Origin of the sequence: Nocardia sp. NBC_01388 (genome assembly GCF_045040085.1) — a bacterium.
Classification (GTDB): Bacteria; Actinomycetota; Actinomycetes; order Mycobacteriales; family Mycobacteriaceae; genus Nocardia.
The window spans coordinates 5,147,925-5,168,597 of sequence record NZ_CP109553.1; the positions used below are offsets into that span (position 1 = coordinate 5,147,925).

General features: G+C 67.3%; 22 protein-coding genes. 6 read left to right on the forward strand and 16 right to left on the reverse strand.

All coding sequences use genetic code 11. The features are described from left to right. Positions 1 to 5: 5 nt before the first annotated feature. Positions 6 to 1,592 carry a GMC oxidoreductase gene (locus OG716_RS25290; RefSeq protein WP_405133228.1) on the forward strand — a complete coding sequence of 529 codons (1,587 nt, stop codon included), beginning with the start codon at positions 6 to 8 and terminating at the stop codon, positions 1,590 to 1,592. 443 nt (positions 1,593 to 2,035) lie between these two features. Here OG716_RS25290 and OG716_RS25295 read toward each other — a convergent pair whose 3' ends face one another. From OG716_RS25295 to OG716_RS25335, 9 genes are all read right to left on the reverse strand, one after another. Then, a complete protein-coding gene (locus OG716_RS25295) occupies positions 2,036 to 2,785 on the reverse strand; it encodes a hypothetical protein (protein ID WP_405133229.1) in 750 nt (249 codons plus the stop codon). 19 nt (positions 2,786 to 2,804) lie between these two features. Further along, positions 2,805 to 3,761 (reverse strand): MlaD family protein, encoded by a 957-nt coding sequence (locus OG716_RS25300; protein ID WP_405133230.1) that lies wholly within the window; start codon positions 3,759 to 3,761, stop codon positions 2,805 to 2,807. Next, positions 3,758 to 4,855 (reverse strand): MlaD family protein, encoded by a 1,098-nt coding sequence (locus OG716_RS25305; RefSeq protein ID WP_405133231.1) that lies wholly within the window; start codon positions 4,853 to 4,855, stop codon positions 3,758 to 3,760. The genes OG716_RS25300 and OG716_RS25305 overlap by 4 nt, the downstream gene beginning before the upstream one ends. Before the next feature lie 278 nt (positions 4,856 to 5,133). Beyond that, complete coding sequence (locus OG716_RS25310; protein ID WP_405133232.1) at positions 5,134 to 6,216, reverse strand: MlaD family protein; 1,083 nt, start codon at positions 6,214 to 6,216, stop codon at positions 5,134 to 5,136. Continuing rightward, entirely contained in the window at positions 6,216 to 7,202 is a 987-nt protein-coding gene (locus tag OG716_RS25315) for an MlaD family protein (RefSeq protein ID WP_327144066.1), read from the reverse strand. The genes OG716_RS25310 and OG716_RS25315 overlap by 1 nt, the downstream gene beginning before the upstream one ends. 29 nt (positions 7,203 to 7,231) lie before the next feature. Continuing rightward, positions 7,232 to 8,230 (reverse strand): MlaD family protein, encoded by a 999-nt coding sequence (locus tag OG716_RS25320; protein ID WP_355122655.1) that lies wholly within the window; start codon positions 8,228 to 8,230, stop codon positions 7,232 to 7,234. Continuing rightward, positions 8,227 to 9,255, reverse strand: a complete 1,029-nt coding sequence (locus OG716_RS25325; RefSeq protein ID WP_405133233.1) for an MlaD family protein — start codon at positions 9,253 to 9,255, stop codon at positions 8,227 to 8,229. The genes OG716_RS25320 and OG716_RS25325 overlap by 4 nt, the downstream gene beginning before the upstream one ends. 3 nt (positions 9,256 to 9,258) lie before the next feature. Further along, positions 9,259 to 10,122, reverse strand: coding sequence for an ABC transporter permease (locus tag OG716_RS25330; protein WP_405133234.1), 864 nt, complete (start codon positions 10,120 to 10,122; stop codon positions 9,259 to 9,261). Further along, positions 10,122 to 10,970: an ABC transporter permease gene (locus OG716_RS25335; protein WP_355122651.1), complete on the reverse strand. Its 849-nt coding sequence runs from the start codon at positions 10,968 to 10,970 to the stop codon at positions 10,122 to 10,124. The genes OG716_RS25330 and OG716_RS25335 overlap by 1 nt, the downstream gene beginning before the upstream one ends. A gap of 431 nt (positions 10,971 to 11,401) precedes the next feature. Here OG716_RS25335 and OG716_RS25340 point away from each other — a divergent pair, with 431 nt between their 5' ends. Continuing rightward, positions 11,402 to 11,617 carry a nuclear transport factor 2 family protein gene (locus OG716_RS25340; protein WP_355122649.1) on the forward strand — a complete coding sequence of 72 codons (216 nt, stop codon included), beginning with the start codon at positions 11,402 to 11,404 and terminating at the stop codon, positions 11,615 to 11,617. 4 nt (positions 11,618 to 11,621) lie between these two features. Here the strand turns inward: OG716_RS25340 and OG716_RS25345 are convergent, their stop codons facing one another. Next, positions 11,622 to 12,710 carry an ionic transporter y4hA gene (locus tag OG716_RS25345; protein WP_355122647.1) on the reverse strand — a complete coding sequence of 363 codons (1,089 nt, stop codon included), beginning with the start codon at positions 12,708 to 12,710 and terminating at the stop codon, positions 11,622 to 11,624. A 302-nt stretch (positions 12,711 to 13,012) separates the two neighbouring features. Here OG716_RS25345 and OG716_RS25350 point away from each other — a divergent pair, with 302 nt between their 5' ends. Next, the gene (locus tag OG716_RS25350) at positions 13,013 to 13,753 is read left to right on the forward strand and encodes a VIT family protein (protein WP_405133235.1); all 741 of its coding nucleotides are present in this window, start codon (positions 13,013 to 13,015) and stop codon (positions 13,751 to 13,753) included. A gap of 432 nt (positions 13,754 to 14,185) precedes the next feature. Here the strand turns inward: OG716_RS25350 and OG716_RS25355 are convergent, their stop codons facing one another. From OG716_RS25355 to OG716_RS25365, 3 genes are all read right to left on the reverse strand, one after another. Then, positions 14,186 to 14,680 (reverse strand): hypothetical protein, encoded by a 495-nt coding sequence (locus OG716_RS25355; protein WP_405133236.1) that lies wholly within the window; start codon positions 14,678 to 14,680, stop codon positions 14,186 to 14,188. 36 nt (positions 14,681 to 14,716) lie between these two features. Continuing rightward, positions 14,717 to 15,235 (reverse strand): hypothetical protein, encoded by a 519-nt coding sequence (locus tag OG716_RS25360; RefSeq protein WP_405133237.1) that lies wholly within the window; start codon positions 15,233 to 15,235, stop codon positions 14,717 to 14,719. Positions 15,236 to 15,375: 140 nt separating this feature from the next. Beyond that, on the reverse strand, positions 15,376 to 15,963 hold the full coding sequence (locus OG716_RS25365; protein WP_405133238.1) for a nuclear transport factor 2 family protein: 588 nt from the start codon (positions 15,961 to 15,963) through the stop codon (positions 15,376 to 15,378). A gap of 32 nt (positions 15,964 to 15,995) precedes the next feature. On the opposite strand from OG716_RS25365, the gene OG716_RS25370 reads away from it, so the two are divergent. Continuing rightward, the gene (locus OG716_RS25370) at positions 15,996 to 16,805 is read left to right on the forward strand and encodes a LysR family transcriptional regulator (protein WP_405133239.1); all 810 of its coding nucleotides are present in this window, start codon (positions 15,996 to 15,998) and stop codon (positions 16,803 to 16,805) included. Here the strand turns inward: OG716_RS25370 and OG716_RS25375 are convergent. From OG716_RS25375 to OG716_RS25385, 3 genes are read right to left on the reverse strand one after another with little or no spacing between them, the layout of a single operon-like run. Next, complete coding sequence (locus OG716_RS25375) at positions 16,802 to 17,410, reverse strand: NAD(P)H-binding protein (RefSeq protein WP_405133240.1); 609 nt, start codon at positions 17,408 to 17,410, stop codon at positions 16,802 to 16,804. The genes OG716_RS25370 and OG716_RS25375 overlap by 4 nt on opposite strands. A gap of 10 nt (positions 17,411 to 17,420) precedes the next feature. Beyond that, positions 17,421 to 18,440, reverse strand: a complete 1,020-nt coding sequence (locus OG716_RS25380) for an NAD(P)-dependent alcohol dehydrogenase (protein ID WP_405133241.1) — start codon at positions 18,438 to 18,440, stop codon at positions 17,421 to 17,423. A 46-nt stretch (positions 18,441 to 18,486) separates the two neighbouring features. Beyond that, a complete protein-coding gene (locus OG716_RS25385) occupies positions 18,487 to 18,927 on the reverse strand; it encodes a hypothetical protein (RefSeq protein WP_405133242.1) in 441 nt (146 codons plus the stop codon). A gap of 122 nt (positions 18,928 to 19,049) precedes the next feature. On the opposite strand from OG716_RS25385, the gene OG716_RS25390 reads away from it, so the two are divergent. Further along, complete coding sequence (locus OG716_RS25390) at positions 19,050 to 19,850, forward strand: helix-turn-helix domain-containing protein (protein WP_405133243.1); 801 nt, start codon at positions 19,050 to 19,052, stop codon at positions 19,848 to 19,850. Positions 19,851 to 19,977: 127 nt separating this feature from the next. Continuing rightward, the gene (locus OG716_RS25395) at positions 19,978 to 20,640 is read left to right on the forward strand and encodes a PadR family transcriptional regulator (RefSeq protein ID WP_405133244.1); all 663 of its coding nucleotides are present in this window, start codon (positions 19,978 to 19,980) and stop codon (positions 20,638 to 20,640) included. The last annotated feature ends 33 nt before the right edge of the window (positions 20,641 to 20,673 follow it).

A 20,673-nucleotide genomic window follows, 5' to 3' on the forward strand; every position in this document is an offset into this window, starting at 1 on the left:
TTCCGGTGCGTATCGACGATCTACGGGCCGTGCGGGACACCGATCTCGCGGCGGATATCGCCGTCATCGGATCGGGACCGGCGGGGGCGACAATAGCGGCCGAGCTGGCGGGCAGCGCGCTACGGGTGCTGCTGGTGGAGAGCGGCGGACCGGAAACCGCGCCGGAAACCGATGAACTCGATGATCTGGAGAATATCGGTGCGGTACGGGCCGAGCCATATCGCAACGCGCGCAATCGAGTTCTCGGCGGCAGTTCGCACACCTGGAGCGGACGGTGCGCGCCGCTGGACGCACTGGATTTCGCGGCGCGGCCGTGGGTGGCGCACTCCGGCTGGCCGTTCGAATTCACCGAACTGGCACCATATCTCGACCGCGCGGCCGCGCACCTCGGGCTCGGATACGGGACCGGTTTCACCGGCGATCGATTCTGGGAACTCGCCGATCGCACTCCCCCACCACAGGATCTGGACCGCAGGCGACTATGGCCCTACTTCTGGCAGATCAGCCGGGATCCGGGAGATCCCTTCGACAGCATGCGATTCGGCGCGCAGCTGCCGAGAATCGCGGCCACGAATGTGCGTATCGTGGTGCGCGCGACCGTCACGCATATCGATACCGATCCCGGGGGCACCCAGGTGCTGGCTTTACGGCTCGCCGACGCGGACGGGAAAACGCGCACCGTGCATGCCGCACGCATTGTGCTGGCCACCGGCGGAATCGAGAATGCGCGACTACTGCTCGCCTCCGATCGAACGGTGCCGGGCGGCCTCGGCAATCGGCACGATGCGGTCGGCCGGTATCTGCTCGATCACCGCTGCGGCGTGATCGGCGCGCTCGATCCGCACACCTCGGCGGCGGCGCGCGACCGCTTCGGCAAATACGTCGTCAGAACGCGGACCGGGAAACACACCTTCCTGCACGGCATGGCACTGTCCCCCGATATCCAGTCCGCGGAGGGACTTCTCAACTGCGGCCTGTGGATTCAGGAGGTGCCCGCCGAGGACGATCCCTGGGAATCGGTGAAGAAACTGCTACGCGGGCAGGTGAATCTGCACGATGCCCGCACGGTCGCGAGCAATCCCGGGCTCATGCTCTCCGGCGCGAAACGCCGCCTCATCGACCACACCGGATTACCGCACAAGCTCGAACACGTGGAGCTGCGCTGCATGGTGGAGCAGGCGCCACACCCCGACAGCCGAATCACGCTCGGCGACAAGGTGGATCGGCTCGGAACGCCGCTGCCGCGGATCGACTGGAAGGTGCACGACCAGGAGGACAGCACCGTCCGCCGGGCGGCCGCACTGGTCGCCGCGGAGTTCACCCGCCTCGGCTTCGCACCACCGGCGCTCGCCGAGTGGACACAGGAGAACAGCTGTCTCCCAGCACAACTCACCGACTGGGCGCACCCGAGCGGAGCAACCCGCATGTCCGCCGACCCCCGCACCGGCGTGGTGGATGCCGACTGCCGGGTACACGGGATCGGCAACCTCTACATCGCGGGCAGCTCGGTCTTCCCCACCAACGGTCACGCCAACCCGACGCTGACCATCGTGGCGCTGGCCGTGCGCCTCGCAGACCTGCTCCGCCGCTGAGGACTGGAAAGCCGGAATCCCCCGTCATTCCGGCGTGCGTTTGGCCGGAATCCACTGCGCTGTGCGAGATCCCGGCCAAAAGCACGCCGGGACGACAAGGGCGCTGCCGCCGAGGCCGCTTTCACCGCGGACGATCGGGTCGTACACCCGGGCCACGCCGTGGACGAGATGGCGAAGGCCGCGCTGAATATGTTGACACGCACCAGCGCTCGCGAAATGTACGAAGCCGAAGGCATTCTCATGACCGCGGTCGATTGAACATGTGCCCGACGGCGCGCCGCACGGTCATCGAATCGGGGTGCTCTTTGTCCAGGGTGCCAGCGCTGCCGCCGAGGCCAGGGTGCCAGCGCCGACGCCAAGTGCCGGCGCTGCCGCCGAGGCCGGGGTGCCGGCGATGCCGCCCGAGGCCAGGGTGCTGTGGCTTTCCGGGCGGGGTGCTGGCGCTACTGCTTGGGGAGGGCGAGGGCGGTGCCGCCGACGTCGGAGACCTTCCAGCCGTTGTTGGGGTCGACCGTCACGTTGTAGGTGACCGTGGTCTGGGCGCCGTCGGGGTTCTGCGCGTTGGTCGAGGTGACGTTCAGGAAGACGTCCACCTGGTAGAGGCCGTTGTCGCGGCCGACGACCTTCGCGGCGACCGGGGTCGCGCTCGAGGTCCACTTCAGGGGGACCAGGATCTCCTGCAGCTTCGGGGCGGTGGCGTCGAACTTATTGCCCAGGGCCGGAGTGGTATTGGCCTTGAGGCGGCCGGTCCAGGAATTCAGGTCGCTGAAGTTGATATTGGAGGCGCCGACGGAGTAGTCGGTGGCGACCTGCTCGGCGTGCTGCTCGGCGGCGGCCTCGGCATCGCGGTCGCTCAGGTCGCCGCGAGCCGAGAGCCAGAGGGTGCTCACCGTGATGAGTGCGCCGATGAGTACGACGGCCGCTGCGGCCAGGCCGAGGGTGGAGAGCTTGAGCGACACCGTCTTCGCCGGGGCGGCGGGGGCGGCGGCCTTCGTGGTCTCGGCCGCGGGAGTCGCTGCCACGGGAACTGCGGTCCCGGTGGGGGACGTTCCGGTGGGCTCGGTCTCGGGCGTCGTCGTCCCGGTAGCCGCGGCTTCGGGGGCCGCGACGGCAGGGGCGGTGGTCGTCTCGGGCGCGGAGACGGCGGAGTCCTCCGCGTCGACTGCCCGCTTCGGCTGGGTGTCCTCGGACATCCGCTTCTCCTTCTTCGTATTACTTGACGTTGACCTGTACGCGCACGGCGCCGTCGCCGGTGCTGGCGAGGGCCTGCGAGATCAGGCTGCTGATATCTATGTGCGGCCCGGTGGTGCGTGCGGCATCCGCGAGCGGCTGCAGCTGGGGCGCGAGGGTTTTCAGTTCGGGTCCGGCCTGCTGTAACCAGTCGGTCAGCTTCGCCAGGAAGGGTGCCAGACCATTGCCGCTGACATATGCCTGCGGTCCGGGGGCTCTGTCGACGAGTCTACCGACCGCCTCGACCAGGTCGCTCAGCGACTGCTCGAACTGCAAGAATGCCGGGGCAGCGGCAGCGGTGGCCGCGCCGATGCCGTCCATATTCGAGGCCGCGACTTGGAAACTGTTCAGTAGCTGAGCAATCTTGGGCTCGCGGCTGGAGATTGCCGCCGCCAGCAGATCACCCGCACGGGTCAGCGACGGCATGGCCGAATCGGTGTCGTGGAACGCGGTACCCAGGGTGCCGGCCAGCGAGGCCGCGACAGTCGGGTCGAGCTGGTTCATGACCTGATTGACCAGGCGCGACACCGCCGGAATGGAGAGCGGCGACTTGACCGTGGACGTATCGAGCCGCTGCCCCTCCTTCAGGTAGGGGGCGGCGCCGGTCTTGGGCCGGATCTCCACATACGGTTCGCCGAGCGCCGAGAGCTGCTCGATGCTGATCACACTGTCGGTGGAAACCTTGCGGTCGGCGTCGATTCGGAAGCCCACCTCGACACCGCCGACGGTGCTCTCCACCGAGGTGATCTTGCCGATCTTCATACCGGTCAGCAGGATCGGCGAACCGACGCTCAGCCCACCGGAATTGGCCAGCACCATGGAGGCGTGGGTGTACTCGGCGAACGGATCGGCCCGCACCACACCGAAGGTCAGATAGCTCGCGCTCACCAGCGTGACGGCGGCGATACCGCCGAGCGAGATCATTGATCCGGTCTTCATCGCACCGCTCCGATCATGCGCAGGGTCGACAGAATCCCGCTCACCTGATCGTCACGGGAGACCGAATCCGCCGTGACGCCGGTGATATTCACCTTCGGACCGTGCTCCACGAACGGAATCAGCTTGTCCCGCAGCAGGTCGACCAGCATCGACAGATTCGAGGGCACCGACAGATCCAGCGGCTTACTCGACAAAGCCAGCGGGACAAAGGCTTTCGCCGCCGCATCGGCCGAGGTGACCACCGGGGTCAGCCACGTCAGCGAGGGACCCAGCTGACCGAGCGCCGCGAAGATCTGGGTCACACCGCGAATGGAGTTGGTTATGCCGGTCATGGCGTCCACCGACTCCTGACTGAGCTGGTGATCCAGGAAATCCGCGCGATCGTGCAGCACCTGCGCATTGGTGCCCAGACCGTTGAGCAGCGAATCCACCTGGTCCAGATTGGCGGCCAGATCGACGGCATTGCCCTCGGCATTCTGCGCGATCCGCCGGGTCTCGTTCGGATCGGCGGGCAGCACCGCATTGAAGCGATTGATGATGTCCTGCAATTGATTCACCGCCCCACCCTGGGTGAAGGCGGCCAGCGCGGCCATGGTGTCCTCCAGCTGCACCGGCGGATGGGTGCGCTCCTGCGGAATGGTGCCGCCGTCGCGCAGCAGCGTTCCGAAGCCGTCCGCCGGAGTGGTCAGCGCCAGGTGGATATCGCCGAGCACGGTGTTCTGGCGCAGTTCGGCAATGGTGGTGGCGGGCAGCTGCACCTTGGTCGAGATATCGGCGTCGACCACCACGTAGCCGCCGTGACCGGCGGGGGCATGCAGCGAATCCACCACGCGCACACCGGCAACCGAGCCCACCTGCGCACCATTGGCAATGACCTTGGCGCGCGCGGGCAGGTTCAGCACATTGCCGAATTCGATGTGAATACGATAGGTCGCGCCCGACACCGTGGTCCCGGGAATCGGCACCGAGGACGGATCGAACGCGCAGCCGCCGACCCCGGCGAGCAAACCTGCCGCGAGCAGTACAGCGCCGACCGTCTGGCCGAGGGTCCGGCCGGAATGCCTCCGGCGGGTGTGGATCCCGGCCAAAAGCATGCCGGGATGACGGAGGGCATTCGTGTTCGAAGCGCGGGTTGTTGTGCCGGTCGTGCGGCTCCGGCCGTCTGCCCACGGCGCGGAGCCTGCACGCCCCGGGGAGTGCGCCCGCCGTGCGGAATCTGCCCTCATCGCAGGCTCCGCATGCCCGGCAGCGTCTACGGCGAGCGCATCCCCTGCTTGCGGGAGGTGTGTCGCTACCCGACGGCAAACCGTTACGGTGCGCGGCGCGGCGCGGCGACCGGCCGTGTCGAGCGTGATTTCCCAATGTCCGATTCTCATCGCGCACCTGCCATTCCGAGCACCAGGGGAACGAGTGGGACGTTGATCATGCCGTCGGCGGAGGTGGTGCATTTGCCCGGTGCGGTGGCATTCAGCGCGGCACACACCTGATCGGCCTGGGGCATGGGAACCGCGGCACGCGGGGAGCCGTAGGTGATGCCGGAGCCCATGACGGACTGCGCGGCATCGGTCAGGACCGGGAGCTTGAGCATGATCTCCGACAGCGAGCCGACATTCGCGCGCAGCAGCCGCACCAGCGGCAGGGTGTCGTCCAATGCCTTCATGATCGGATCGCCCGCAATGGTGACCAGATCATTGAGCATGGGCAGCGCCTGGCCGAGGCGATCGATCAATTCCGCACCGGGGCCCAGCAATTCATTGCTGCCGTTCTCCAGGGCGGGACCCAGGCGCAGCAGCATGGAGCGCAGATCGCCCCAATGCTGTTCCACCTTCTCGCCCACCGAGGCGAAGGCATCGAAAATGCCCGCGAGATGGCCGATATCGGCATCGGGCGCGGCCAGCGCCGTGCCGAGCTTCTTCACGATCTCATTGATCTGCGGGCCCGCACCGGTGGTCGCGGAATCCAGCGCGGACAGACCGTGCGCCAGGGCATCCGGAGCCTGCGCCTGCTGCAGCTGCGAGGACAGGTCCGCGAGCGCGGTCAGGGTCTCGGTAATGCTCTTGGGGGTCAGGGTTTTGGTGATGCACTGCGACGAATCCCAATGCGCCGGATGCTTACCGTCCGACAGCACCGCCAGATTCCGGTCCGCCACAATCGAATCGGCGACCGTGGTGGCGGCGGCATCGGCGTACACCGGATACTTCGCATCGACGGAGAAGCCGACCTTCACCTTGGCGCCGTCGGAATCGACGGAGGTCACCGTACCCACCGGGATACCCCGCATGGTCACCTTGTTGCCGACGTACAGGCCGACCGAATCCGGCATGACCGCGCAATAGGATTCGGTCTTCTTCATCGGATCGAAGTAGAGGAAGTAACCGACCACCGCCAGCGCCACGACCACCACCGCACCGGCGACCGACATGAACGCCTGCGAGCCGAGCATGCGCCTGAACATCAGCAGTCCTTTCCGGGCAGCGGCACGCAGACCGGCACCGTCTGCTGGGACTGGTCGATGCTCACGCCGCCGTCCGGGATCACCAGGGACGACAGCTTCTGCTGCAGACCGTGCGCGGCGTCCAGGGTCGGCGTGAATTTCGTTCCGAGCTGCTCCAACTGGGTAATGGCGTCAAGCAGCTTGGGCTTGAGCGAGGCATCCCACTGCGGCTGCGCACCGCCCAGCCGGCCGACCACATCGCTGAGCAGCCGAATGGCCTGCGCCATTTCGGTGTGCTTGTCCTCGAGCACCGTCACCAGCAGGTTGGCATTGTCCATCAGCCGGCCAAGATCGGTTTTCGCGCCGTCGTACATGGTCACGTACTCGTCCGCCACCGCAACGGCATTGGAGACCTGGGTGCGCTGCCGATCCAGGGCGTCCACATAGGTGTTCACGGTCTGCAGGGTGGTGCGCAGGCTGTCCGGTGCGCCGTCGAGGGAATTGCCCAGTGCGGCCAGATTGCGGTTCAGCGTGCTGCCGTCGATCTTCGACAGCGGCGCGGCCGCATCCTGGAACGTCTCGACCAGACTGTAGGGCAGGCGCACTCGATCGGCCGGAATCGCCTTGTCGCCCAGCGCTTTATCGCCCGCCGGGAACACCGCGACATAGTGGCCGCCGACAATGGTCAGCATGCGAATGTCGAGGGAGGTCTGATCACCCAGGAACACATCGGAATTCACCGTGAAGCGCATGACCACGCGGTCCGGCTTCAGTTCCAGGGATTTCACCTCGCCCACGGAGATGCCCGCAATGCGCACGTCGTCACCGGTTTTCACCGATTGCGCCTCGGACAGTTCCGCGGTGTAGGTGTGCTTGCCGAACGGCACCACGAACAGCACCCCGGCGGCCAGCAGGCCCAGGGCGACCAGCAGTGCGCCGATGAGGCCGAGGCGCAGTTCGCGCTTCTTCCGCGTGCCGTCGTCGACGACTCGATCGTCGCGAACCAAACGGAGTCTATTCAAGAAGCGGGGCAGCTTTATCCCTTGCATATCGACACCTGCTGTCCCGAGATCAGCATCTGCACCACGGGCGGGACATCCGCAGTGCCCTTGCTGCACACCGGCTTCCAGCCGCTCGCATCGGCGGGCAGCGCGGCATCGGCGGCAGCGAGTACGGCGGGCAGGCGGCCGAAGACGTCCACCGCCTCCTTGGCATCCGGGAAGATCTTGCGGATCAGCGCATCCACATCGCTTCCGCTATTGATGCCCAGCGTGCGCATCAGGCTGTCGATGGGCCCGAGCACCGACGGCGCGGTCATGGCGAATTGCGCCAGGCCACCGATATTCGACTGCAGCGCTTCGAAAATATCGCTGAGCCGGGCCAGCAGCGGCACCAGATAGTGCACGCGGCCGCTCAGCCGATCATCCAGATCCGACATATTGCGGATGAGCGTGCCGATCACCTGCTGCCGATTGTCCACATAGGACGCGAGTTTCCCGATGGCGTCCATGGCCGGGCCGACACCGCTGCCATCCCCCTCGATCAAAGCGACCATGCTGGCGCTGAATTGATTGATGGCCTCCGGAGAAACGGTGGCCAGCACCGGCTTCAGGCCATTGAACAGGCTGGTCACATCGAACGAGGGCACCGTGTGATCGGTGCCGATGCGCGCACCCGAGGCGATGCGCTGACCGGGCTGCGGCTGCTGCTGCAAGTCGATATACCGCTGCCCCGTGAGGTTCTGGTACCGAATGGCCAGCTTGCTGTTGTCGTAGATCGGCGCATCGGTCTTGACCGACAACTGCACTCGCGCCTGCGCGCCGTCCAGGGAGATCTTCTTGATCTTGCCGACCTGCACGCCGTACATGCGCAGATCGTCACCGACCTTGAGGCCGTTGGCGTCGGTGAACATGGCGTCGTGGGTTTCGGTACTGCCGGAGACCGGCCGCTCGATCGCGGAGATCACCAGTACCAGCACCACCGCGATCACCGAGGTGAACAGTGCCAGCCGCCAGGCTGCGCCCTTGACGGTCATCGCGCACCTCCCAGCAGCGGCACCGCAATGGCGGGCACACCGCGCAGATCGATCTCGGCATTGAGGACCGGGCCCTGCCCGTTGTCCGGCATGGCACTGCGCAAACGTTCGATGAGCGTGCGCAATTCGGCCGCGGACTGCTGCGGCTGCGGCACCATCTGCGCCAGCATCTTCAGCAGTGGAGCCAGCATGTCGGTGAGGCCGGAGAGCTGAGTTCCGGCCGTCCCCAGCGTATTCGCCAGTTGCGGAAGCAGTTTCCCGGTGATCAGGGCCAGATTCGAGTCGTAGTCGGCCCGATTGCCCTGCAGCCGTTGAATACTGCGGATCATGTCGATGACCTGCACCGTCGCGCCGGCGAACTTACCGCCGCCGTCGAAGGCCGGGCCGAGCTGACCCATCAGCTCCGAGAGCGGCATCTTCTGGTTGTCCGCGACCGTGCGCGTGGCCGTGATGAGCGCCTGCGCCAGCGGTGTGAACGCCTCGGTATCGGCCGCGGCCTGCGCGATGACCGAGGCCATCTGCGGTGTCAGCACCGAACCGCCGACCTGCGAGGCACTGCGCAGAATCGAGCCCATGGTGGCGTCGTAGACCGCCGAGGCCTTGGGTCCGGTCAGATCGATGACCGCGCCCGCGCGCAGCGGCGCACCGCCGGGCCCGCTCCGCAGGTCGATCTCGCTGATACCGAACAGGTTCGCGGGCGCGTAATCCACCAGCACGCTGTCGTCGATCCCGAACAGCCGGGAATCATCCAGCCGCAGGCCGATGCGCTGCGTACCGTGCTGATCCGGCGTGATGTCGGTGACCTTGCCGACCACAACACCGTTCACCCGCACATCGGTGCCGACCAGCACACCGTCGCCGATCTGCTCGGTGCGCAGCGAAATCGGCAGTCCGTCTTCGGTTTTCGCGGACGAGTACAGCGTCCAGCCGACCGCCACCGCAATGATCAGCGCCAGCGCGATCGCACCCACCGCCATGGACCGCTTCCGGTCAACGGCGACACCCGGCATTCCGTAGTTCGGCATCCCCTACCCCGTGAACGTAATCGCCGAATTGAAGCCCCACAGCCCGAGCGACAGCACCATGTCCAGGGCGATGATCGCCACCGAACTGGCCCGCACGGCCTTGCCCGAGGCGATACCCACACCCTCGGGACCGCCGGTCGCGAAAAAGCCGTAGTAGCAGTGAATCAGGATGACGACCACCGCGAAGATGGCCACCTTGATCACCGCCGCGATCACATCGAAGCCGGAGACGAATTGGAAGAAGTAGTGGTCGTACACACCCGCTGACGAACCGTGCACCAGCGTGATCAGTCCGCGGCAGGACATATACGACATGATCAGCGCGATCAGGAAGGTCGGCACGATCGCGACCACGCCGGCCAGCACGCGGGTGGTCACCACGAAGGGAACCGAACGCAGGCCGAGGGATTCGATCGCGTCGATCTCCTCGGAGATGCGCATGGAACCGATTTCGGCGGTCATGCGGCAGCCCGCCTGCGCCGCGAAACCGATGGCCGCGGCGATCGGCGCGAGTTCACGGGTGGTGGCGTACGCCGAGACCAGACCGGTGACCGGGCCCATGCCCAGCATGTCCAGGGTCTCGAAGGACTCCACGGCCACGGACGCGCCCATGACCAGACCGAGCACGATCATCATCGGCACGGTCCCGCCGCCCACGATGATGGAGCCGCGACCCCAGGTCATATCGGTGATGGCGCGCATGGTCTCATCGCGATAGCGCTTGAGCGTCAAAGGAATCGACGAGAGCACCTGCCAGACGAAGGCGAGCACGAAGCCCAGGCCCTCGACGCGGCGCAGCAGCAGGCCGCGGCGGTGATAGAAGCGCGCGGCCCAGCCCAGCCCCTTCGGGACGTACGTCGCGGACATCAGGCGAGCCTCGTCGGCAGGAACATGGCGGTGATCTGGGTGGCGATCAGGTTCACGATCACGATCGAGACCACCGACAGCACCACCGCGGCGTTCACGGCATCGGCCACACCGCGCGGGCCGCCCTTGGCCTCCAGACCCCGCTGGCAGGCGATGACCACCACGATGAAACCGAAGATGACGGCCTTGAGCAGCGACACCCACACATCGGCGGTGGTGGTGAAGGAACCGAAGGTGGCCCAGTAGCTGCCCGGCGTGACGCCCTGACCGCCGATGGCGACCATATAGCCCGCGAGCACGCCCACGAAGATGATGAGCACGTTCAGCAGCGGGGCCACCACCAGCATGGCCACCATGCGCGGGATCACCAGGCGGTGAATCGGGCTGATGCCCATGGTGTTCAGCGCGTCGATCTCCTCGCGGATGGTGCGTGCGCCGAGATCGGCGGCCAGCGCCGCCGCGCCCGCGCCGCCCAGCAGGAAGCCGGTGGCCAGGGGCGCGCCCTGTTTGATGACACCGAGACCGCCGGTCGCTCCGAGCAGCGAATCCGCGCCGAGCGTGTGAATGAGATTGCCGACCTGCACCGAGACGATGACACCGAACGGAATGGCCATCAGGATCGCGGGAATCGCGGTGACCGTGATCAGCCGCCACGCCTGCAGGATGGCTTCCTTCCACTGGAAGGTGCCGCGGGCGATGCCGGTGAAGATGCCGGCCACGGATTCCTGGGCGATGCCGGCCGCGCGGCCGAAGGTGCGCAGCGAGGCCACCGCGGTGCCGGAGAAATTGTCGCGAACGATGCGGACATTGGTGCGGACAGCAGAGGTACGCGGGATGGTCCGGGTCATTGCGGGACAACTTCTACGAGACGCCGAAGCCGACGCCGGGTGACGAGGTTCAAATCTTCTTCTCCGTGATCGGCAACACTGCCTGCCCTCAAAGCTAATGGTTACCCCGGGTTACACCAAATCGGTTCGAGGTGTGATCCAGGCCGCTGAGTTACTCATCGGTACATGCGGTTCTCATCCTGCTCAGCGGGATGATTTGGCATGTGACCTGCGGTTCTAGAACGTGTTATCAGAGCGGATCGGCTATCGATATGATGTGCGACACGCCACGGGTGGACCTCTGGCGCATGGCCTGCGCGAGGTCCAGCCATACCGAAACGCGAATCGAGTGAACTAGCAGCTACACGAAATGTCCGGTTTTTGAAGGTCCGAGATGCGCGGTTTTACGCCGTACTGATGTGTTGCGGTCGGCCGGAGTGTTCACTGTGCCCGTGGACAACACAGTGTCGGCAGTCCTGCGTGCCGTCGAGGCCGACGACTGGACTGCGTTCGCCAAGCTGGTACATCCCTACGTGCATTGGACCGAGGACGGCGTCACCACGCGTGGACGCACCCGGGTCATGGCCCTGCTCTCCGGGCACAACGGCGTCAAACCCGCCGGCAGCTACGAACTCCGCGATGGGCAGATCTACCGCTGGACCGCGTGACCGGCTAGGGACTGACCGCCAGAAAGACGAAGGCCGAGAACAACACCAGGTGCACACAGCCCTGGAGCAGAGTCGCGCGCCCGGGCACCACCGTGAGGGCGCCGACCACCACCGTCAGCGCCAGCAGGACCATCTGCGTCGCCCCGAGCCCGAGCATGAGCGGGCCCTCGATCCAGATCGAGGCCAGTGCGATGGCCGGAATCGTCAGGCCGATGCTCGCCATGGCCGAACCCAGCGCCAGATTCAGGCTGATCTGCACCCGCTCACGCCGCGCCGCCCGCACGGCCGCAATGGTTTCCGGCAGCAGCACCAGCAGGGCGATCACCACACCCACCGCCGAGGCGGGCAATCCGGCTGCGGCGATACCGGATTCGATGGACGGTGAGACCAGCTTGGCCAGGCCGACCACACCGATGAGCGCCACCAGTAGCAGACCGAGACTGATCAGGGCCTGACGTTTGGTGGGCAGCTCATCGTGCTCGTCCTCGGCCGACTCGCCGCCGCCCTCCACGGGGAGGAAGTCACCCGGGTGCCGGACCGTCTGCACCATGACGAAGACGCCGTAGAGCACCAGCGAGGCGGTCGCCGCGAAAATCAATTGCGCGCCCGAGAAGACCGGGCCCGGTTCACTGGTGGTGAAGGTCGGCAGCACCAGACTCAGCGTGGCCAGTGTCGCGACCGTGGCCAGCGCGCCGCCGGTGCCCTCGGCATTGAAGACCGCGAGCCGCCGGCGCGCCGCGGCTACCAGCAGCGAAAGACCGAGAATGCCATTGCAGGTGATCATGACCGCCGCGAAGACGGTGTCCCGCGCGAGCGAGGCCGCCTTGTCACCGCTAGAGATCATGAGCGTGACGATCAGGCCGACCTCGATAATGGTCACCGCGACCGCGAGTATGAGCGATCCGAAAGGCTCGCCGACCCGATGCGCCACCACCTCCGCATGCTGCACCGCCGACAGCACCGCTCCGACCAGCGCCACCGATACCAGCGTCACCACTATCGGACCCAGATCGCGACCCCAGGAAACAGCCAGGACCAGGGCAGCGACGAGCGGTATGACGACGGACCAGTAGCGAGCGACAAGACGGACCATGACCCTCATCGTTGCAGCAAATTGTTCGCATACGCCGCAAAACGAGAGCCATACCTCGCCGGGCGAGGCGGTGCCGCACCGCCCGCTCCGCCCCACCCGCGCAGCTGCCTGCTGAAATGCGGACTCTGGACGCGTGAGGTAGTCGACAAACTTCGCGCGCTACGCATCACTCTCATCGCCCGCGGCTTCGCCGATCCCCCGCCGCGCAACAACCCGGCCGCACTCCGCGGGCTACTGCCACCGCCCCGCCGCCCGATCGTCAGCTGCCACAATGCCGCCACACGCTGACATAGGCTGCCTGCGTGGACGATACGAATGTCGGCGCGCCCGAGAGCGGGGCATCGCATCCGCACGAACCGCATGCCGAGGGGCTCGCGTCGCGGCTGAACTGGTTGCGGGCCGGGGTGCTGGGGGCCAATGACGGGATCGTGTCGACTGCCGGGCTGGTGGTGGGTGTCGCGGCGGCGACGACCGAATCGTCCGCGATTCTCACGGCCGGTATTGCCGGGCTGACCGCGGGGGCGATCTCCATGGCCGTCGGTGAATACGTGTCGGTGAGTACGCAGCGCGATTCCGAGAGGGCGCTGCTGGCCAAGGAGCGGCGGGAGCTGGCCGAGGAGCCGGAGTACGAGCTCGCCGAACTCACGCAGATCTATGAGGGCAAGGGCCTGTCCGCGGAGACCGCGCGCAAGGTGGCGGAGGAGCTCACCGCGCATGATGCGTTCCAGGCGCATGCCGAGGTCGAATTGGGCTTGGACCCGGGCGAACTCACCAATCCCTGGCATGCGGCGCTGTCCTCCGCCGTATCCTTCACGGTCGGTGCGCTACTGCCGCTGCTCGCGATTCTGCTACCGCCGACCTCCTGGCGGATCCCGGTCACCTTCGCGGCCGTGCTGGTCGCGCTGGCCCTCACCGGCTCGGTGAGCGCGCGACTCGGCGGCGGCAATGCGGCGCGCGCGGTGCTGCGAGTGGTGATCGGTGGCGCGCTGGCCATGGCGGTCACGTATGGAATCGGCCAGATCGCAGGCGTTTCGGGGCTGTAGCCCGCGCGGTCACGGCGCGGGCTCCGGTCAAGGCGCGGGCTCCGGTCACGACGCAAGGCGGCGGTCAAGACACAGGCTCCGGTCTACGCGCAGGCTCCGGTCCGCCCGCAGGCTCCGGTCTACGCGCAGGCTCCGGTCTACGCGCAGGCTCTGCCCGCGGGCTCGGGTCTGCCCGCAGGCTCCGGTCTGCCCGCAGGCTCCGGTCTACGCGCAGGCTCCGGTCTACGCGCAGGCTCCGGTCTACGCGCAGGCTCCGGTCTACGCGCAGGCTCTGCCCGCGGGCTCGGGTCTGCCCGCAGGCTCGGGTCTGCCCGCAGGCTCCGGTCTGCCCGCAGGCTCCGGTCTGCCCGCAGGCTCCGGTCTGCCCGCAGGCTCCGGTCTGCCCGCAGGCTCCCGCCCAGCCGCAGGCGGCGGTCAGAGTGCAGGCGTCACTCAGGGTGCGGGCGGTGGCGGAGGGGCCGGCGCTGGTGGCGGGACCGCTGCGGGTGCGGCGGCGGCCACGGGCGGTGCGGGTGGGGGTGGGACGCGAGTCATGTACGGCGAGAACAGTTCTGGGGCCACGAGGACGGGGGCTTGGACCGGATGCGGGGCTCCCGGCGGGAGCACGGCCTCTGCTGGGGCGGCAGGCGGCGCTGCGGCGGCGGGCGGGATCGCGGCGGCGGGCGGCGCGACGGCGGGCGGCGCGGAGGCGGGCGGCGCGGAGGCGGGCGGCGCGGAGGGCAGGTGAGGCTTCGGGGGATGGTGCTGCACGGGCGCGCGGTGCACCGGCTGCACCTCCGCCGTCGTGCTGTCGCCGGAGCCGGTGAGCAGCATGCCGGCCCCGATGGCCAGTGCCATGAGTCCCGATACGACCGCGACCACCGCGAGTGCGCGCGGGTTGATATCGCCTTCGTGCGCCTCCTGTGGTTCGTATGCGCTACCGAGCATGGCTGTCCTTCCTTCGGATTCTGGCCGTGGCCTCCGCTACGGGGCCGGCGGCGGGGGTGGCGGGGGCGGTGGCAGCAGGAAGGGCAGAATCGGCGCCAGAATGTCCGGAATGATCGGCGGGGGCGGCGGCGGGGGCGGCGCGGCAGGCTCGGGCGGATCGGGCTCGGGGGCGATCTGGACCGGCGGCGCGACGGGAGCCTGCGGCGCCTGCTGCTGCGGGGCGGGCGCGGGCGCCTGCGGCTCCGGAGCGGGTGGCGGCGGCGCGGCGGCGGGCGGTGGCCCCGGGGCGGGGGCCGGGGCAGCCGGGGGCGGCGGCCCCGCGCTCGCCGGGTGCTGTTTCGAGCTGGAGCCGGGGGTGGCCGGGGTATCGGCACCGTCGCCGCTACCGCCGAGCCCGGCGCGCAGACTGCCGCCGACCAGGAGGAATACCATGCCGAGCGACAGCACCAGCATCAATAACAGTGTGCGCGCGGACATCTCGCCGGTCTCCACCACTCCGGGTGTGCCGTCGTTGTCTGTCGCTGCGGGTCTCTCACGCACGGCGCCGAGCGCCACGGAAGCTCCTTCGATTACCGAGCAGGTGACCTGCTGATCCGAAAAGCTCGTCTTCCAGGACGCTACACAGATTTGCTAGGAACATTAACTGGCTACATGACACCGTAATATTGCAGCTCAGTATCTATTTCTTTCGATAGCTAAAAGATCGCTGTTGGATCGCCGGTGAACCACGCATTCTCGATGCGCACCCGGCTCATGAGCCACCGGCCGCCCTCGCGCACCAGTTCGACGTCGTATCGATTCTTCAGCAGGGCGAAGGTGCCGTGATCGGCGGTGAGCAGGTGCTGCGCCTCCACGAGTGCGGTGAGTCGCGCGGTATCGCCCTGGATCGCGATGCGGGTATTGGTCACCTGATGCGTGGTGTCGACGCGCCCGGCGAAGCCGCCGAGGATGGTGTCGACAATGAAGTCGCGGCCGGTCATGAGCGGGGCGACACCACCCCACTTCGCGGCGGTCGGCTGGAAATCGAGTTCGGCGTCGGCGGTGAAGGACGAGGCGAACAGCTCTTTGTCCCGCAGGTCCTGTCCCAGTGCGAAGCGGTACAGGGCATCGCTGATCTCTGCGCGATCGCGCAGCTCCCGCACCATCGCGCCGGTATCGGCAACTGGGGCGGACAGGGCGTGGGGCTCGGTGACGAACACGGTGACTCCTGAGGTTGTGCGGACCACTTCACCCTCCGCCCGCGCACCGGCGGCATCAATATCGATATATGCAACGATCGTCAAGCACTACTTAACGATCCAGGCGGAGGCGGCACATGCTGGAGCGGTACGAAATCGAGGTCTTCCTCACCCTTGTGGAGGAATTGCACTTCGGCCGGACGGCCGAAAGGCTGCGCATCTCGACCGCCCGGGTCAGCCAGACCGTCGCGAAACTCGAACGGCGGCTGGGTGTTCCACTCTTCGATCGCAGCAGCAGGCGGGCGACGGCCACACCGGCGGGCCGCGAGCTGTACGCGGAACTGCGCCCGGCCTGGGATCGCATCGGTGCGGCGGTGCAGCACACCATCGATACCGGGCGAGGTCGCGGTGGGACGCTGGAGGTCGCTTTCGTGGACGCCGCGACGAGCCAATTGCTCAGCCGCGCAAAGGAACTGTTCCAGGAGCAACTACCCGATTGCGCCGTGCGGATTCGGGAAGCCCAACCCGCGCAGGTGATTCCGTGGCTGCGGGCGGGCGATATCGATATCGCACTGGATATGGTCACGTCGGCCGAACCGGATATCACCGCCGGACCGGTACTGGTCTCGGAAGCCCAGATAGTCGCGGTGCCCGCGAATCATTCTTTGGCGCAACGCCGTTCGGTCACATTCGCAGACCTGGAGCACACCACGGTGCTACAGGGCCCGGCCACCGCCACCGAACAACTCACGCTCGTCGGCGCGGGTCAGGGCGTACTGCCGATCGGCGCGCATGCCCGGCGCTATCACCCGCGCCCCGATGTGGCGTATCTGCCGCTGCGTGACGCCCCGCCGGTGCGGTGGGCACTGCACTGGCGGACCGCCGACAACAGCGTCCGCATTCGCGAATTCGTCCGTGCCGCAGCAGTTGCGGCGGAACCGGGCTAGACGATCGGCAGGAACTCCGGACCCTCGGCATCGGTGAGTTCGTACAGTCCGGGAGCCAGATCGAGGGCGCGGGCGGTGCGGGCGGCGGCCTCGTCGAGGTGGATGCGGGGCGGCTCGGGCGGAGCGTCCGGGTAGTACGTGCCGGGGCCGTAGAACTGGCCGTAGCGCAGCACCACACCGCCGGCCTCGCGTACCGACTTCTCCAGGAATTCCTTGGAGACCTGACCTTCGCCGGTCATCTCCCAGGCCACGCTCTGGGCGATGATCCGGGAGACCCCCGCCGCCTCGGCGGCGGCCAGCAGATTCGCGGTGCCCTCCCTGCGAATGCGGGCATTGGCCGCGCGGCCCTCGGCCAGTCGGGCCGGATCGTCGGGCAGATCGGTGAGCTGGTGCATAACCAACTCGGGGCCGTATTCGGTGACGGCGGTGGTCAGGGCCGCCGCATCGAAGACATCGCATACCACCGGTTCCGCGCCGGCGGCGGCCAGCCGCCGCGCCTTCTCCGGAGAGCGGGTCATACCCGCCACATCGTGTCCCGCCGCAATGAGCAGCGGGACCAGCCGAGAGCCGAGGACGCCGCTGGCGCCCGCCAGAAATATCCGCATCTTTCCGACATTAAGCGATCGTGATAACCACCTTGCCGAAAGGGTCGCCCTCGTTGAAGTACCGGTAGGCCTCGACCGCCTGCTCGAACGGGAAGACCCGGTCGATGACCGGACGCATGCGGTGCTCGGCAATGGCGCGGTTCATCCCCTCGAAATCGGCGCGGCTGCCGACCGCGATGCGGCGCAAGGTCAGGTACTTGCCGCCCAGCGGATCCCCCTGCGGCTGTCCCGCCGGGGCCGGGTACGCGCCGATGAGCGTAACCATCGCGTTGTAGCCCGCTGCCGCAAGGGATTTGGGCAGCGTGAGCTTGCCGACCGCGTCGACCACATGCTCCACACCGTCACCGCCGGTGAGGTCGTTCACCGCGTGCTCCCAGTCCGGAGTCACCCTGCGGTCGATGACCTCATCGGCGCCGAGCTTGCGCAACCGCTCCGCCTTGTCCGGCGAGGAGGTGATCGAAATTACCCGCGCGCCCAGCATTTTGGCGTGCTGCACCGCGAAGAGCCCCACGGGACCGGTGCCCACGGTCAGTACGGTCTCCCCCGGTCCGGCCGGAATCGGCTTGCTGAGCGCCGCCCAGGCGACCAGCCCGGCGCAGGTGAGCGCCGCGGCCTCCTCGCCGGTCAGGTGCTCGGGCACCTGCATGACCGAATCCTCCTCCAGCACCACATAGTTGGCGAGCCAGCCATTGTGGTTGGCGCCGTACTGCTGAGAGGTCAGCGCCTGGGTCTGCCGGCCGCCGGTCCAGGCGACGAAGTAGGTGCCCATGACCCGATCGCCGAGCGCGGCGCGAGTCACGCCGTCGCCCAGCGCGATCACCTCACCGACGCCGTCCACCAGCGGCACCGTATCGGGCGTGAAGGACACCGGGTAGGTACCGTCCATCAGCATGGTGTCGCGGCGATTGAGCGAGGTGGCCCGCACCCGCACCACCACCTGATGCGGTCCGGCCGCGGGGATCGACTGTGCGCGCGTGGTGAGCCCGTCGAGCCCGTGCCGCGGATCGAGGTGGTAGGCAATGGCATTCATGGTGTGCTCCTGAAAATAGCCGTGGCAGTCGTCTCGAAGTTGTCTGTTATGCGGGGCCGATGTACTGGTGATCGGCGTGGATCCGGCCGTTCTCGTCCAGCGCGAGCACGTCGTAGCCCGCGCCACCCACCGAACCGTCGGCGGCGACCATGTCCCAGCCGATTCCGACCACACCCTCCGTGAGCCGCTGCGCCGCGCCACGGCTCCGGAAGACGAATTCGCCGGAGCCGACGAACATTTCGTAGGCCCGGGTGATCCGCGCATCCAGTTCACGGTGGCCGCGCACCGACATGTACGGGGTCGGGAAGTTCAGGGCGGCAGCGGTTTCGCGAATGACCTGCGGCGGATCGACCAGCACGTGGGTGCCCTCGGTGGTCCACAGCTCCGCGATACGTTTGACGCGAGCCTGCTGATCGGCCTCGTTCCAGACGGCGACGTACTGCTCGGTCAGCGTGGCCAGGCTGCTGTTGTCGACTCGATTGCTCATGGCACAGAGTCTGTTCGGCGGTGGCGAGCGGCGCGATTCCCCGCAGGGAATGATCATGCGGCCGCGCTTGTCATTCCCTGCAGGGAATCGCCCGCCGGCACCGGGGCGCACACAGTAGAGGAATGACGATCATGGCGGTGGCGACGACGGCGACCCCGTTCGCACAGCAGTTGCGGCACTGGCGCACCCGGCGGCGGATCAGCCAGCTGGATCTCGCCATCAGCGCGGAGACCAGTCAGCGCTATCTGAGCTTCCTGGAGCAGGGGCGCTCACATCCGGGACGGACCATGGTGGTCCGGCTGGCGGAGTCGCTGGGACTGTCGCTGCGCGAGCGCAACGGTCTGCTGCTGGCCGCCGGATACGCGCCTGCCTTCCCCGAATCCGCTTTGGACGCACCGGAACTCGGCGCGGTGCGGCATGCGCTGGACACCATCCTGCACGGCCATCTCCCCTATCCGGCCGTGGTGACCCGCCCGTTCGGCATTCTGGTGGCGGCCAATGCGGCCTTCGAGGTGCTCGCCGAGGGGGCGGCGCCGGAGCTGCTGCAACCGCCCCTCAATGTGCTGCGGCTGGCCCTGCATCCCGACGGCCTGGCCCGGCGGGTGGTGAATCTGCCCGAATGGGGTCGTCATGTCACCGACAGCCTGCGTAATCGCGCGGCCCGCAGTCCGGATCCGGATCTCGGCGCGCTCATCGCCGAACTGGAGAGCTATCTGCCGCCGGTCGATCCCGGCCCGAACCACCTGGGTTTCGCGGTACCGCTGCGATTGCGCAACGAGGCCGGTGAGCTGGGGCTGATCACCACCATCACCTCGTTCGCCACGGCCACCGACATCACCCTGGCCGAGCTGCATCTGGAGGCTTTCCTCCCGGCCGATCAGCCCACCTCCGACTATCTGCGGTCCCGCTTCGCGATCACCTGACGCCCGCTTCCCACGCGCACCCCTCGCCGTACCCGCGGCAAGGGGTGCGTTTTTCTTTGCGCCGAGTACTTGTAGACGAATACTCGTGGACGTATATTCGTAGACGAGTACAGAGGAGGTGGGCAGAATGGCTCGCAAGCGCAAGGTAGGGAATCTGATGGCACTGGCGGTGCTGTCGGTGCTCGCCATCCAGCCGATGCATCGCTATGAGATCGCCGGAAAGTTGCGGGAGTTCGGCAAGGACCACGATATGGGCGTCAAGTGGGGCTCGCTGTACACCGTGGTGGACAACCTCACCAAACACGGTTTCCTCGAGATCACCGGCAGTGAACGCGACGGCGCCCGCCCCGAACGCACCATCTACCGGATCACCGATGCCGGTCGTGCCGAATTGGCCGACTGGACAAGGGAACTCATCTCCGATCCGGAACCCGAGCAGCGGCCGTTCATGGCCGGGCTGTCCGTAGTCTCGGTGCTCCCGCCCGATGATGTGATCGAACTGCTCACCGCGCGAATCGCCAAGCTGGAGGCTCGCTCCACCGCCGGCCGCACGCAGCTGGCCGCTCTGAAAGGTGCGGTGCCGCACCTTTTCCTGGTCGAAGAGGACTATGAGCTGACGATGCTGGAGGCCGAGACCGCCTGGGCGCGAGCCCTGCGCGATTCGCTCGTCGACGGCAGCTTCCCCGAGGTCGAACTGTGGCGGTCGTACCATCGCGACGGGCTCACACCCGCGGAAGCGGTCGAACAGGTGAAGGGGGGAATGCCCGGCGCGCAGCCGCCACCGGACTGAATACCGGACGACACAAGAACCGGGCCCCGGCGA